A 16,277-nucleotide genomic window follows, 5' to 3' on the forward strand; every position below is an offset into this window, starting at 1 on the left:
CGTGGCGTCCTTCGGGTTCGGTGCTGGTGACCGGTGGTACGGGTGCGCTGGGTTCGCATGTGGCGCGTTGGCTGGCGCGGTCCGGGGCTGAGCACGTGGTGCTGACGAGCCGTCGGGGTGAGGCCGCGCCGGGTGTGGCGGAGTTGGTGGCTGAGCTGGCTGAGGCCGGTGCGCGGGTGACGGTGGCTGCGTGCGACGTGGCCGATCGTGAGGCGCTGGCGGGGGTGTTGGCCGCGATCCCGGCGGAGTACCCCCTCACCGCCGTCATCCACACCGCGGCACAGCTCGATGACGCGCTGCTCGACGATCTGACGCTGCAGCAGGTCGACCGGGCGCTGCGGGTGAAGATGACCGCCGCACTGAACCTGCACGAGCTGACCCAGGACCTGGACCTGTCGGCGTTTGTGCTGTTCTCCTCCTTCGCGGGCACCTTCAGCGGCGCCGGTCAGGGCAACTACGCGCCCGGAAACGCCTTCCTGGACGCGCTGGCTCACCACCGCCGGGCTGCGGGCCTGCCCGCCACCTCGGTGGCCTGGGGCCACTGGGCCGGCGGCGGCCTGGCCGAGGGAGAGATCGAACGACGCCTGCACCACCGCGGCGTGCCGGCGATGGACCCGAACCTCGCCGTCCTCGCGCTGCAGCAGGTGCTCGACGCCGACGAGACCTTCCTGGTGGTCGCCGACGTCGACTGGCGGCGCGCACTGAGCACCGGCGAGACGCCCACGGCACTGATCAGCGAGCTGCCCGAGGTCCGCGAGTGGTCCGCGACCGCGGCTGAGGATCCGGTCGCCGTGACCGGGGCCCCGTCGCTCGTGCAGCGGCTGGGTGCGCTGTCCGAGGCGGAGCGCCGCACCGTGCTGCTGGACGTGGTGCGGTCGGAGGTGGCTGCGGTGCTGGGCCACCGTTCGGGTGATGCGGTTGACGGGGTCAGGGCGTTCAAGGAGTTGGGTTTCGATTCCCTGACGGCTGTTGAGCTGCGGAATCGTCTGAACGCGGTGTCCGGTTTGCGGTTGCCCGCGACGCTGATCTTCGATTACGTTAGCCCGGCGATCTTGGCCGATCACCTGCTGTCGGAGCTGCTTGGCCAGTCGCCGGTTGCGGTTTCGACTGCTGCGGGGGAACGGGGTTTGACTGCTACGGGGGTGGCGGTCGGCGATGAGCCGATCGTTATTGTTGGCATGGGCTGTCGGTTCCCGGGGGGTGTGAGCTCCCCGGAGGACCTGTGGAAGCTGCTGGCCGAGGGCCAGGACGCGGTCTCGGCGTGGCCGGCGGACCGTGGTTGGGACGTCGACGGGCTCTACGATCCGGATCCGGACCGTACGGGCAAGTCGTATGTCGCACAGGGTGCGTTCCTTGCGGACATGGCCGGGTTCGACGCGGGTTTCTTCGGTATTTCGCCGCGTGAGGCGCTGGCGATGGATCCGCAGCAGCGACTGCTGCTGGAGACGTCGTGGGAGGCCTTCGAGGCGGCGGGGATCGACCCGACTTCGCTGCGGGGCAGCCGGACCGGTGTCTTCGCCGGTACCAATGGCCAGGACTACGCGACGCTGCTGATGAGCGCACCCGACGGTGGCGAGAGCGTCGAGGGCTACCTCGGGACGGGGAACGCGGCGAGCATCTTCTCCGGTCGGATCTCGTACTCGTTCGGTCTGGAGGGGCCGGCGGTGACGGTGGACACGGCGTGTTCGTCGTCGCTGGTGGCCCTGCACTTGGCGGCTCAGGCGTTGCGTCAGGGTGAGTGTGATCTGGCGCTGGCCGGTGGTGTGACGGTGATGTCGACGCCGATCGGGTTCGTGGAGTTCAGCCGTCAGCGAGGGCTGGCGGCGGACGGCCGGGTGAAGGCCTTCGCGGCGGGTGCGGACGGCACCGCGTGGGGTGAGGGTGTCGGCATGCTGCTGGTCGAGCGGCTGTCGGATGCGCGGCGCAACGGGCACCGGGTGCTGGCTGTGGTGCGCGGTAGTGCGGTGAACCAGGATGGTGCGTCGAATGGTCTGACGGCGCCGAACGGTCCGTCGCAGCAGCGGGTGATCCGGCAGGCGCTGGAGAGTGCTGGTCTGACGGCTGCCCAGGTGGACGTGGTGGAGGCGCACGGGACGGGCACGAAGTTGGGTGACCCGATCGAGGCGCAGGCGCTGCTGGCCACCTACGGTCAGGACCGTGATGCGGAGCGGCCGTTGTGGCTCGGCTCGGTCAAGTCGAACATCGGTCACACGCAGGCTGCTGCGGGTGTCGCCGGTGTGATCAAGATGGTGATGGCGATGCGGCACGGTGTGCTGCCGCGGACGCTGCATGTGGATGAGCCGACGCCGCAGGTGGACTGGTCGGCGGGTGCGGTGGAGCTGCTGACGGAGTCGGTGGCGTGGCCGGAGACGGGGCAGCCGCGTCGTGCGGCGGTGTCGTCGTTCGGCATCAGCGGGACCAACGCTCACACGATCCTGGAGCAGGCTCCGGTCGAGGAGTCGGTCGAGGCGGTCGTTGTCGAGTCTTCGCTGCCGGTGGTGTCGTGGGTGGTCTCGGGTCGGTCTGAGTCCGCTCTGCGGGCGCAGGCGGAGCGCCTGCTGGCGTTCGTGGATGAGCATGCCGAACTGTCCTTGACGGACGCTGGATTCTCGTTGGTGTCGTCGCGTGCGGTGTTGGAGCACCGTGGTGTGGTGGTTGCGCGTGACCGGGCGGAGGCGCTGGCCGGGCTGTCGGCGCTGGCGTCCGGTGAGGGCATCAAGGGTGTTGCGGGCTCAGGCCGGTTGGCTGTGCTGTTCTCGGGTCAGGGATCGCAGCGGGCCGGGATGGGCCGGGAGCTCTACGACGCCTACCCGGTGTTCGCCGCGGCTCTGGACGAGGTGTGCGCGGAGCTGGATGCGCAGCTCGCCGAGGACTTGGCTGCCGTGGGTGTCGCGGGTGTGCGTGAGGTGATGTTCGCCGCTGGTGACGGGTCTGGTCTGTTGGATCGGACGGTGTTCACGCAGGCGGGTCTGTTCGCTCTGGAGGTGGCGCTGTTCCGGCTCTTGGAGAGCTGGGGTGTGGCGCCGGCGTTCCTGGCCGGGCATTCGGTGGGTGAGATCGCTGCCGCGCATGCGGCGGGCGTGTTCTCGCTGCGGGATGCGTGTGTGCTGGTGGCGGCGCGTGGCCGGCTGATGCAGGCGCTGCCGGCCAGTGGCGCGATGGTGTCCGTGCGCGCTGAACTCGATGCGGTCGAGAAGGCGTTGGTCGGGTTCGAGGGCCGGGTCGGGGTCGCGGCCGTGAACGGCCCGCGCTCGGTCGTGGTCTCGGGTGAGGCCGAGGCGGTTTCTGAGGTCGCCGCAGCCCTGGCGGCTGAGGGTTGTAAGACGCGGGAGTTGAACGTGAGTCATGCGTTCCACTCGCCGTTGATGGATCCGATGCTGGACGCGTTCGCGGCCGTTGTGGAGGGGCTGGAGTTCGCGTCGCCGCGGATTCCGGTGGTCTCGAACCTGACCGGTGAGCTTGCCGGTGAGGCGCTGTGCGAGCCCGGGTACTGGGTGCGGCACGTGCGCGAGGCCGTGCGCTTCCACGATGGTGTGCGGGCTCTGCACGCGGCGGGGGCGCGGGCGTTCCTGGAGGTCGGCCCGGACGGTGTGCTGACGGCGATGGCCGCGGACACCCTGGACGGCGAGGACGCGACCTGTGTCGCGGTGCAGCGTCGTGACCGGGAGGAGCCGTTCGCCCTGCTCCAGGGCCTGGCCGAGGCACACGTCCACGGCGTCACCGTCGACTGGCAGCAGCTCTTCGCGGGCCAGGGCGCTCGCCGTATCGACCTGCCGACGTATGCCTTCCAGCACGAGCGTTACTGGCTGGATGCGGCCGTGGGCGCGGTCGGGGACGTGGTCTCCGCCGGTCTCGGATCGGCGGACCACCCGCTGCTGGGTGCGGCGGTGGCGCTGGCGGGTGGTGACGGTCTGCTCTTCACTGGCCGTCTGTCCCTGCGTACCCACCCGTGGCTTGCTGATCACGCGGTGGCCGGCACCGTCCTGGTGCCCGGCACCGGGATGCTGGAGCTGGCGCTGCGCGCCGGTGAGCGTGCGGGTTGTGAGCACGTGGAGGAGCTGACCCTTGAGGCGCCGTTGGTGGTGCCCGAGCGCGGTGGTGTTCAGATCCAGCTTGCCGTCGGCGAGTTGGACGAGTCCGGTCGCCGTTCGCTGACCCTGCACTCGCGGATCCAGAGCGATGCCGACGAGGCTGCGGAGGGCGAGTGGGTCCGCCACGCCACCGGCACCCTGGCAGTCGAAGCGACCGCCGGCATGGCAAGCGACTGGTCCGTGTGGCCGCCGCAGGACGCCGAGGCCGTCGACGTGACGGATATGTATGAGCGTTTCGCCGAGCGCGGTTTCGCCTACGGCCCGGTGTTCCAGGGTCTGCGGGCCGCGTGGCGTCGCGGGGACGAGGTGTTCGCCGAGGTCGCGCTGCCGGCCGACGAGCACGCGGCGGCTGCCCGCTTCGGTCTGCACCCCGCCCTGCTCGACGCCGCCCTCCACGGCGTGGGCGCCGGAGACCTCACCGGGAACGACGAGCGTGGTCGCCTGCCGTTCTCTTGGCAGGGCGTCTCCCTGCACGCCGTCGGTGCCTCGGCATTGCGTGTGCGCCTTGCGTCTCAAGGCACTGATGCCATGTCTGTCGACGTTGCGGACACCACCGGCGCCCCGGTGGCGACCGTGGCGTCGCTGGTCCTCCGACCGGTGACGTCTGCTCAGATCCAGGCGGCGCCTGGTGCCGCTGCTGGCCGGGACTCGCTGTTCCGTACCGACTGGACCGGGCTCGCCGTCCCGACAACGGCAGTTGAGTCGGCCGGGGACGGCTGGGCCTGGCTGGGCGAGGTCCCCGCGGGCCTGAGCGGGCTGGCTGGCGCTCGGCACGCTGACCTGGCGGCGCTGACTGCGGCCGTCGACGGCGGAGCCCGGGTCCCGCAGACCGTGGTGTTGCCGGTGCCGACCTCTCTCGAAGGCCCGATCACTGCTGTTCGGGAGACGGCTGCCCTGGTGCTGGCGGTGGTGCAGGCGTGGGTTGCCGATGAGCGGTGGGCTGACTCCCGGCTGGTGCTGGTGACCCAGGGCGCGGTCGCGGTGGAGCCCGGCGCGGACGTCGCCGATCTGGCTGCCGCGTCGGTGTGGGGGCTGGTGCGTTCGGCGCAGTCCGAGCACCCGGGGCGGATCGTCCTGCTGGACGTCGACGGCGAGGACGCGTCCAAGGTCCTGGAGTGGGCGGCGGCCGCGGGTGAGCCGCAGCTGGCGGTGCGCGGCGGTGCGGTGTGGGTGCCGCGTCTGGTGCGCGTTGCGGGTGTGGCCGCCGGGGACGCGAAGGTGGCCTTCGGTCCTGAGGGGACGGTTCTGGTGACCGGTGCCTCCGGCACCCTCGGTGCTCTGGTGGCCCGTCACCTGGTGTCCCAGCACGGCGTTCGCCGTCTGCTGCTGGCCAGCCGTCGGGGCGAGGCTGCCCCGGGGGCGGCGGAGCTGGTGGCGGAGCTGACCGAGGCTGGGGCCAAGGTCACGCTGGCGGCCTGCGACGTCGCCGACCGTGCGGCTCTGGCTGAGATGCTGGCCCAGGTCCCGGCCGAGGCCCCCCTCACCGGGGTGGTGCACACGGCGGGCGTGCTGGACGACGGCGTGATCGAGTCGCTCACCCCTGAGCGCTTCGACACCGTCCTGCGGCCGAAGGTCGATGCCGCGTGGCACCTGCACGAGCTGACCCGGGACCTGGACCTGTCCGCCTTCGTGCTGTTCTCCTCGGTTGCGGCCCTCTTCGGCGGGCCGGGTCAGGGCAACTACGCGACGGCCAACGCGTTCCTGGACGCGCTCGCCCAGCACCGCAAGGCCCAGGGCCTGCCCGCGGTCTCCCTCGCCTGGGGCCTGTGGGCCGAGGCGTCCGGTATGACCGGCGCGCTCGGCGACGGCAACCTGCAGCGGATGGCGCGCAGCGGACTTCGCGGTCTGTCCTCGCGTGAGGGTCTTGAGCTGTTCGACGCCGCGTGCGCGACGGACGAGGCGGTGCTGGTGCCGGCGCGGCTGGATCTGGCGGCCTTCCGGGCCCAGGCGGCGGCCTCCGGTGAGGTGGCTGCCCTGCTCAGGGGTCTGGTCCGGGCTCCCGCCCGTAAGGCGTCGTCGGCGGCCGGGGGTCCGGACGCGGTGGCGGTGCTCAAGGGCAAGTTGGCCGGGCTCTCGGAGGCCGAGCGGCAGCGCGTGCTGCTGGATCTGGTCTGCGGCGAGGCGGCTGCTGTGCTGGGGCATGCCTCGGCGGACGCGGTCGGTGCCGAACTGGGCTTCCTGGATGCCGGGTTCGACTCCCTCACCGCCGTGGAGCTGCGCAACCGGCTGAACGGGGCGACCGGCCTGCGACTGCCGGCCACGCTCCTCTTCGACTACCCCACCCCCACGGTCCTCGCCCAGCATCTGCAGGCCGAGATCGTGGACGACGGCTCTGCACAGCGGGAAACCGCACTGGTCGCGGAACTCGACCGGATGGAGGCGCTGCTGTCGGGGGCTTCCCCTGACGACGCCACCCAGGCCCTGGTCGCCTCGCGACTCAAGAACATTCTTTCTCAGTGGAACGGAAACTCGTCGGACGCCGCTGATAGCGACGACGTTGCGGACAAGCTTCGCTCGGCAACGGTTGACGATCTTTTCGACTTCATCGACAACGCACTCGGCGAGTCGTGAAATTCACGCTTCAGGAATACCCCAACGACTCCAGGAGACTACGTCAGTGGTGAACGAAGAGAAGCTCGTCGAGTACCTGCGACGGGTGACGGCCGATCTGCATCAGACTCGTCAGCGTCTGAACGAGGTTGAGTCGGCAGAGGCCGAGCCGATTGCGATTGTGGGGATGAGCTGCCGGTATCCGGGAGATGTGAACTCTCCGGATGACTTGTGGCGGTTGGTCGCCGATGGTCGCGACGGAATCTCGGAGTTCCCCACGGACCGTGGCTGGGACGAAGACATCTACGACCCGGACCCGGAGCGGGCGGGGAAGACCTACAGCCGCGAGGGCGGGTTCCTCCACGACGTCGCCGAGTTCGACGCGGGGCTCTTCGGCATCTCGCCGCGTGAGGCGCTGGCCATGGACCCGCAGCAGCGGCTGCTGCTGGAGACGTCGTGGGAGGCGTTCGAGCGGGCCGGAATTGACGCGACATCACTTCGCGGCAGCCGTACCGGAGTTTTCGCCGGTGTGATGTACCACGACTACGGTTCCCGCGTGAATCCGATCCCGGAGGGCCTGGAAGGCTTCATGGGTACCGGCAGCTCGGGCAGTGTCGCCTCGGGCCGCATCTCCTACACCTTCGGCCTGGAGGGGCCGGCGGTGACGGTGGACACGGCGTGTTCGTCGTCGTTGGTGGCCATGCACCTGGCGGTCCAGGCGCTGCGGCAGGACGAGTGCTCGCTTGCGCTGGTGGGTGGCGTGGCGGTGATGTTCACTCCGGGCGCCTACGTGGAGTTCAGCCGTCAGCGGGGGCTGGCGGCGGACGGTCGCTGCAAGTCGTTCGCGGCTGCTGCTGATGGCACCACGTGGTCCGAGGGCGTGGGCATGCTGTTGGTCGAGCGGCTGTCGGACGCGCGGCGCAACGGGCACCCGGTGCTCGCTGTGGTGCGCGGCAGTGCGGTGAACCAGGACGGTGCGAGTAGCGGTCTGACGGCGCCGAACGGCCCGTCGCAGCAGCGGGTGATCCGAGCCGCGCTGGCCAACGCCCGTCTGACGACGGATCAGATCGATGTAGTGGAGGCGCACGGGACGGGCACGAAGCTCGGTGACCCGATCGAGGCGCAGGCGCTCCTGGCCACGTACGGGCAGGACCGTGACGGAGAGCGGCCGTTGTGGCTCGGCTCGCTGAAGTCGAACATCGGTCACACCCAGGCTGCCGCCGGTGTGGGCGGCATCATCAAGATGGTGATGGCGATGCGGCACGGTGTGCTGCCGCGGACGCTGCATGTGGATGAGCCGACGCCGCAGGTGGACTGGGCGGCCGGTGCGGTCGAGCTGCTGACCGAGGCGCGCGAGTGGCCGGAGACGGGTCAGCCGCGTCGTGCGGCGGTGTCGTCGTTCGGCATCAGCGGGACCAACGCTCACACGATCCTGGAGCAGGCTCCGGTCGAGGAACCGGCTGGTGAACCGGACGGAGAGCCGGTTGAGGCCGCGGCTACTGGTGCTGCTCTGCCGGTGGTGCCGTGGGCGCTGTCGGGGAAGTCGGCGGGTGCGCTGCGGGCGCAGGCGGAGCGGTTGGCTTCGTTCGTCGAGGGCTCGGACGCTGGTCTGCGTGATGTCGATGTGGCGTTCTCGTTGGTGTCGTCGCGTGCGGTGTTGGAGCACCGTGGTGTGGTGGTTGCGCGTGACCGGGCGGAGGCTCTGGCTGGGCTGTCGGCGCTGGCGTCCGGTGAGGGCATCAAGGGTGTTGCGGGTTCGCGGCGTCTGGCGGTGTTGTTCTCGGGTCAGGGCTCGCAGCGTGCGGGTATGGGCCGGGAGCTGTACGACGTCTATCCGGTGTTCGCCGCGGCTCTGGACGAGGTGTGTGCTGGGCTGGATGCGCAGCTCGCTGAGGACTTGGCTGCCGTGGGTGTCGCGGGTGTGCGTGAGGTGATGTTCGCCGCTGGTGACGGGTCTGGTCTGTTGGATCGGACGGTGTTCACGCAGGCGGGTCTGTTCGCTCTGGAGGTGGCGCTGTTCCGTCTCCTGGAGAGCTGGGGTGTGGCGCCGGCGTTCCTGGCGGGGCATTCGGTGGGTGAGATCGCTGCCGCGCATGTGGCGGGGGTGTTCTCGCTGGGGGATGCGTGTGTGCTGGTGGCGGCGCGTGGCCGGTTGATGCAGGCGCTGCCGGCGGGTGGCGCGATGGTGTCCGTGCGCGCCGAGCTGGCCGACGTCGAGAAGGCGCTGGTCGGGTTCGAGGGCCGGGTCGGGGTCGCGGCCGTGAACGGCCCGCGCTCGGTCGTGGTCTCGGGTGAGGCCGAGGCGGTGGCCGAGGTCGCCACCGTCCTTGCCGAAAGCGGTTGTAAGACGCGGGAGTTGAACGTGAGTCACGCGTTCCACTCGCCGTTGATGGATCCGATGCTGGAAGCGTTCGAGCGTGTGGTGGAGGGGCTGGAGTTCGCGTCGCCGCGGATTCCGGTGGTCTCGAACCTGACCGGTGAGCTTGCCGGTGAGGCGCTGTGCGAGCCCGGGTACTGGATTCGGCACGTGCGTGAGGCGGTGCGTTTCCACGACGGTGTGCGGGCTCTGCACGCGGCGGGGGCGCGGGCGTTCCTGGAGGTCGGCCCGGACGGTGTGCTGACGGCGATGGCCGCGGACACCCTGGACGGCGAGGACGCGACCTGTGTCGCGGTGCAGCGTCGTGACCGGGAGGAGCCGCTCGCCCTGATGCAGGGCCTGGCCGAGGCACACGTCCACGGCGTCACCGTCGACTGGCAGCGCCTGTTTACGGGCCAGGGTGCCCGCCGTATCGACCTGCCGACGTATGCCTTCCAGCACGAGCGTTACTGGCTGGACGCATCGGCGGGTGGTGTGGGTGATGTTGTCTCCGCCGGCCTGGGTTCGGCCGACCACCCGCTGCTGGGCGCCGCTGTCGGCCTCGCCGGTGGTGACGGTCTGCTCTTCACCGGCCGTCTGTCCCTGCGCACGCACCCGTGGCTTGCTGATCACGCCGTGGCCGGCACCGTCCTGGTGCCCGGCACCGGGATGCTGGAGCTGGCGCTGCGCGCCGGTGAGCGTGCGGGCTGTGAGCACGTGGAGGAGCTGACCCTTGAGGCGCCGTTGGTGGTGCCCGAGCGCGGTGGTGTTCAGATCCAGCTCGCCGTCGGCGCACCGGACGAGTCCGGTCGCCGTTTCCTGACCCTGCACTCCCGGGTCCACGAGGAGACCGACGGGGACCTGGAAGCAGAGTGGGTCCGCCACGCCACCGGCACGCTCAGCACGGAGCCGGCGAGCCCGAGCGCGGGCGCGGACTGGTCCATCTGGCCGCCTCGGGATGCCGAGGCCGTCGATGTCACGGATCTCTACGACCGTCTGACCGGGCGGGGCTTCGCTTACGGCCCGGTGTTCCAGGGCCTGCGGGCCGCGTGGCGTCGCGGGGACGAGGTGTTCGCAGAGGTCGCGCTGCCGGCCGATGAGCACGCCGCGGCTGCCCGCTTCGGCCTGCACCCCGCCCTGCTCGACGCCGCCCTCCACGGCGTGGGGCTGGGCGACTTCCTCGGCGAGGACGACCGGGGCCGGCTGCCCTTCTCATGGTCGGGCGCGTCCCTGCACGCGGTCGGTGCCACCGAACTGCGCGTGCGACTGGCGCCGGCGGGCACGGACGCGGTCTCGGTGGAGGTGGCCGACACCACGGGCACCCCGGTCGCCACGGTGGAATCGCTGATCCTCCGCCCGGTGTCGGCGGAGCAGATCAGTGCCGCGCAGATGGCCGTCCGGGACTCGCTGTTCCGTCTCGACTGGACCGCGCTCACCGCTCCGGCAACGGCAGTCGAGCAGACCGCGGACCGCTGGGCCTGGCTGGGCGAGGTGCCCGCGGGCCTGGGCAGTGTGGCCGGTGACCGGTACGCGGACCTGGCGGCGCTGGGCACGGCGGTCGACGGTGGGGCCGACGCTCCGAGCGTGGTCGTCCTTCCGCTGGCGGTTGCCGACGAGGACGTGATCACCGGTGCCCGTGAGACCGCGGTCCGGGTGCTGGAGACCCTCCAGGCCTGGATCGCCGATGAGCGCTGGTCCGCTTCGCGTCTGGTCCTGCTGACCAGGGGTGCGGTCGCGCCCGAGCCGGGCACCGAGCTGACGGATCTGGCCGCCGCCTCGGCGTGGGGTCTGGTGCGCTCCGCGCAGGCGGAGCACCCGGAGCGGTTCGTCCTGCTCGACATCGACGCCGCGAGCGGTGCAGATGGCGAGGCGGACGGCGAGGAGCTGTCGGGTGTGCTGCCGTGGGCGCTGGCCGCAGGTGAGCCGCAGTTGGCGGTGCGTGGTGGCGCGGTGTGGGTGCCGCGATTGGCCCGCGCGGTCGGCCCGGGCGCGGGACTGGTGTCGCCCGCCGGGGTGGCCTGGCGTGCGGAGAAGGGCGCGAACGCGACCCTGGAGGGTCTCTCCCTGGAGCCGTGCGACGCGGCCGAGGTGGCGTTGGCGCCGAACGAGATCCGGGTCTCGGTGCGGGCCGCGGGCGTGAACTTCCGTGACGTGCTCAACTCCCTGGGGATGTACCCGGGCAACGCGGGCCTGCTCGGCTTCGAGGCGGCGGGTGTCGTCCTGGAGGTCGGCTCGGAGGTGACCGGCCTGGTGCCGGGGGACCGGGTGATGGGCCTGCTGGCCGGCGGTTTCGGGCCGGTGGCGGTGACGGACCACCGTCTGATGGCGCGGATTCCGGAGGGGTGGTCGTTCACGCAGGCGGCGTCGGTGCCGCTGGTCTTCCTGACGGCGTACTACGCGTTGGTGGACCTGGGTGGTGTGCAGTCCGGTGAGTCGGTGCTGGTGCACGCTGCTGCCGGTGGTGTGGGCATGGCCGCGGTCCAGGTGGCGCGCCACCTGGGGGCGCGGGTGCTGGGCACGGCGAGTGCGGGCAAGTGGCACGTGCTGCGCGAACTGGGCCTGGACGAGGCCGAGATCGCCTCGTCGCGTACGCTGGAGTTCCGGGAGCGCTTCGCGGCGCTGACCGGGGGCCGGGGTGTGGACGTGGTCCTGAACGCGCTGGCGCACGAGTTCGTGGACGCCTCGCTGGACCTGCTGCCGCGTGGTGGCCGGTTCCTGGAGATGGGCAAGACGGACGTGCGCGACGCGGCCGAGGTGGCCGCCGCGCACCCGGGTGTGGCCTATCGGGCGTTCGACCTGGTCGAGGCCGGTCCGGACCGGATCGGTGAGATGCTGGGCGAGCTGCTGGCGCTGTTCGAGCAGGGTGTGCTGCGGCCGCTGCCGGTGCGGACGTGGGACGTGCACCGGATCCAGGACGCGTTCCGGTACGTGAGCCAGGCCCGTCACATCGGCAAGGTGGTCCTGACCGTTCCGCGCGGCATCGACCCGGACGGCACGGTCCTGGTGACCGGTGCCTCCGGCACCCTGGGTGCTCTGGTCGCCCGTCACCTGGTCGCCCGGCACGGCGTTCGCCACCTGCTGCTGGCCAGCCGTCGCGGCGAGGCTGCCCCGGGCGCGGCCGAGCTGGTCGCGGAGCTGACCGAGGCCGGGGCCAAGGTCACGGTCGCGGCCTGCGACGTCGCCGACCGCGCGGCTCTCGCGGAGATGCTGGCGCAGGTCCCGGCCGAGGCGCCCCTCACCGGGGTGGTCCACACGGCGGGTGTGCTGGACGACGGTGTGATCGAGTCGCTCTCCCCTGAGCGCTTCGACACCGTCCTGCGGCCGAAGGTCGATGCGGCGTGGCACCTGCACGAGCTGACCCGCGATCTGGACCTGTCGACGTTCGTGGTGTTCTCGTCGGTGTCGGGCACCTTTGGCGCGCCGGGCCAGGGCAACTACGCGACGGCGAACTCCTTCCTGGACGCGCTGGCCCAGCACCGCAAGGCCCAGGGCCTGCCCGCGGTGTCCCTTGCGTGGGGTCTGTGGGCCGAGGAGTCGGGCATGACCGGCGCGCTCGGCGACGGCAACCTCCAGCGGATCAACCGCAACGGCGTCGAAGGACTGACGTCGGTCGAGGCGCTCGAACTCCTCGACACCGCCCAGACGATGGGCGAGGCGGTCCTGCTGCCGGCTCGGCTGGACCTGGCCGGGCTGCGTACCCAGACCGGTGCGGCGAACGTGCCCGCGCTGCTGCGCGGCCTGGTGCGCGTGCCCGTCCGTGCGGCGGCCGCGGCCGGTGCCGACGCCGGGACCGCGCTGGCACGGCGGCTCGCGGCGATGCCGGAATCGGAGCGCGTCGGCGTGCTGCTGGACCTGGTGCAGACCCAGGTCGCGGCCGTCCTCGGACACGCCTCCTCCGCGGACATCGAGGGGGGCCGCGCGTTCAACGACCTCGGCTTCGACTCGCTGACCGCGGTCGAACTGCGCAACCGGCTCAACGCCGCGACCGGGCTGCGACTGCCTGCGACGCTGATCTTCGACTACCCCACCCCCATGGCGCTGGCGGACTTCCTGCGCGCGGAGACGGTGGGCTCGATGGCCCGAGCCATGGCCGTCGGGCTCGGCTCGGCCGCGCCCGTGGCGGCGGTCGGTGACCCGATCGCGATCGTCGGGATGAGCTGCCGACTTCCCGGAGGCGTGGGCTCGCCGGACGACCTGTGGCGGCTTGTGGCCGAGGGACGGGACAGTGTTTCCACGTTCCCGCTGGACCGCAGCTGGGACGAGGGCATCTACGACCCCGACCCGGAGGCGGTCGGCAAGTCCTATGCGCGCGAGGGCGGATTCCTCTACGACGCGGCCGACTTCGACCCGGCGCTGTTCGGAATCTCGCCGCGTGAGGCCGTGGCGATGGATCCGCAGCAGCGGCTGCTGCTGGAGGCGTCCTGGGAGGCGTTCGAGCGGGCCGGGATCGACCCGTCTTCGCTGCGCGGGAGCCGGACCGGTGTCTTCGCCGGGGCCCCCTCCTCGGGTTACGGCACCGGTCGACAGAACGTGCCGGAGGGCCTTGAGGGCCACCTGCTGACGGGTAACGCGGGCAGCGTCGCCTCGGGCCGGATTTCGTACTCGTTCGGTCTGGAGGGGCCGGCGGTGACGGTGGACACGGCGTGTTCGTCGTCGCTGGTGGCCCTCCACCTGGCGGTGCAGGCGCTGCGGCAGGGTGAGTGCGACCTGGCGCTGGCCGGCGGTGTCACGGTGATGTCGACGCCGGGGCTGTTCGTGGAGTTCAGCCGTCAGCGCGGTCTGGCGGCGGACGGCCGCTGCAAGTCCTTCGCGGCTGCTGCTGATGGGACCGGCTGGGGCGAGGGCGTCGGCATGCTGCTCGTGGAGCGGCTGTCGGACGCGCGGCGCAACGGTCACGCGGTGTTGGCGATCGTCCGGGGCAGCGCCGTCAACCAGGACGGTGCGTCGAACGGTCTGACGGCGCCGAACGGTCCGTCGCAGCAGCGGGTGATCCGGCAGGCGCTGGACAGCGCTGGTCTGACGGCCGCTCAGGTGGACGCGGTGGAGGCGCACGGGACGGGCACGAAGCTCGGTGACCCGATCGAGGCGCAGGCGCTGCTGGCCACGTATGGGCAGGAGCGTTCGGACGGTCGGCCGCTGTGGCTGGGGTCGCTGAAGTCCAACATCGGTCACACGCAGGCTGCTGCGGGTGCCGCGGGCATCATCAAGATGGTGATGGCGATGCGGCACGGTGTGCTGCCGCGGACGCTGCACGTGGACGAGCCGACGCCGCAGGTGGACTGGGCGGCCGGTGCGGTCGAGCTGCTGACCGAGGCGCGGGATTGGCCGGAGACGGGGCAGCCGCGTCGCGCGGCGGTGTCGTCGTTCGGTATCAGCGGTACCAACGCTCACACGATCCTGGAGCAGGCTCCGGTCGAGGAGCCGGTCGAGGCGGTCGTTGCCGAGCCGTCTCTGCCGGTGGTGCCGTGGGTGCTGTCGGGGAAGTCGGCGGGTGCGCTGCGGGCGCAGGCGGAGCGGTTGGCTTCGTTCGTCGAGGGCTCTGGCGCTGGTCTGCGTGATGTCGATGTGGCGTTCTCGCTGGTGTCGTCGCGTGCGGTGTTGGAGCACCGTGGTGCGGTGGTTGCGCGTGACCGTGCGGAGGCTCTGGCCGGGCTGTCGGCGCTGGCGTCGGGTTCGGGCATCAAGGGCGTTGCGGGCTCGGGCCGGTTGGCTGTGCTGTTCTCGGGTCAGGGCTCGCAGCGTGCTGGGATGGGCCGGGAGCTGTATGAGGCTTATCCGGTGTTCGCCGCGGCTCTGGACGAGGTGTGTGCTGGGCTGGATGCGCAGCTCGCCGAGGACTTGGCTGCCGTGGGTGTCGCGGGTGTGCGTGAGGTGATGTTCACCGCCGGTGATGGTCTGTTGGATCGGACGGTGTTCACGCAGGCGGGTCTGTTCGCTCTGGAGGTGGCGCTGTTCCGTCTCTTGGAGAGCTGGGGTGTGGCGCCGGCGTTCCTGGCGGGGCATTCGGTGGGTGAGATCGCTGCCGCGCATGTGGCGGGGGTGTTCTCGCTGGGGGATGCGTGTGTGCTGGTGGCGGCGCGTGGCCGGTTGATGCAGGCGCTGCCGGCTGGTGGCGCGATGGTGTCGGTGCGTGCGGAGCTGGCCGACGTCGAGAAGGCGCTGGTCGGGTTCGAGGGCCGGGTCGGGGTCGCGGCGGTGAATGGTCCGCGCTCGGTGGTGGTCTCGGGTGAGGCCGAGGCGGTTGCTGAGGTTGCCGCGGTCCTGGCGGCTGAGGGTTGTAAGACGCGGGAGTTGAACGTGAGTCACGCGTTCCACTCGCCGTTGATGGATCCGATGCTGGACGCGTTCGAGCGTGTGGTGGAGGGGCTGGAGTTCGCGTCGCCGCGGATTCCGGTGGTCTCGAACCTGACCGGTGAGCTTGCCGGTGAGGCGCTGTGCGAGCCCGGGTACTGGGTGCGGCACGTGCGCGAGGCCGTGCGTTTCCACGATGGTGTGCGGGCTCTGCACGCGGCGGGGGCGCGGGCGTTCCTGGAGGTCGGCCCGGACGGTGTGCTGACGGCGATGGCCGCGGACACCCTGGACGGCGAGGACGCGACCTGTGTCGCGGTGCAGCGTCGTGACCGGGAGGAGCCGCTGGCACTGATGCAGGGCCTGGCCGAGGCACACGTCCACGGTGTCACCGTCGACTGGCAGCAGCTCTTCGCGGGCCAGGGTGCCCGCCGTATCGACCTGCCGACCTACGCGTTCCAGCACGAGCGTTACTGGCTGGAGGAGTCGGCCCCGATTGGGGTTGATGGGCTGGGTGCCGCGGTGGATGCGGTGTTCTGGGAGGCGGTTGAGCGCGGGGATGTGGCTGCGCTGGCGGCGAGCCTTCAGGTCGACGATGGCGTGCTCGGTGAGGTGGTTCCGGCGCTGTCCCGTTGGTTGACGGCGCGTCAGGAGCAGCAGGCGGTGGAGTCGCTGCGCTACCAGGTCTCGTGGCGGCCGCTGGATGAGTCGGCCGGTGCGGGGCTGTCGGGTGTGTGGTTGCTGGCGCTGCCGTCGTGTGGTGCGGGTGAGTTGGCTGAGGGCGTCGAGGCTGCGCTGGAGGAAAACGGTGCGGCCCGGGTTGTGAGGGTGATGGTTGACGGCGCCTCAGATCGAGGTGTCGTTGCCGGGGTGTTGCGTGAGGCGGTCGGGTCGGCCGGTGGCGAGGTGCGGGGTGTGGTCTCGTTGCTCGCGCTGGCGGAGGGTCAACTGGGCGGTGTGCCGCTGGGGCTGGCGGGTTCTCTGCTGCTGGT

At 71.2% G+C, this 16,277-nt stretch carries 2 protein-coding genes; both read left to right on the forward strand.

Annotation, left to right across the window (positions count from 1 at the left end):
• Window positions 1-6,662, forward strand: a 6,662-nt coding sequence (locus ACIRYZ_RS45080; RefSeq protein ID WP_402955101.1) for an SDR family NAD(P)-dependent oxidoreductase, incomplete at its 5' end; no start/stop codon positions are given.
• A 1-nt stretch (window position 6,663) separates the two neighbouring features.
• A partial coding sequence (locus tag ACIRYZ_RS45085; RefSeq protein WP_402955104.1) for an SDR family NAD(P)-dependent oxidoreductase occupies window positions 6,664-16,277 on the forward strand: 9,614 nt, incomplete at its 3' end.

The sequence above is a fragment of the Kitasatospora sp. NPDC101155 genome (assembly GCF_044768305.1).
Lineage (GTDB): Bacteria > Actinomycetota > Actinomycetes > Streptomycetales > Streptomycetaceae > Kitasatospora.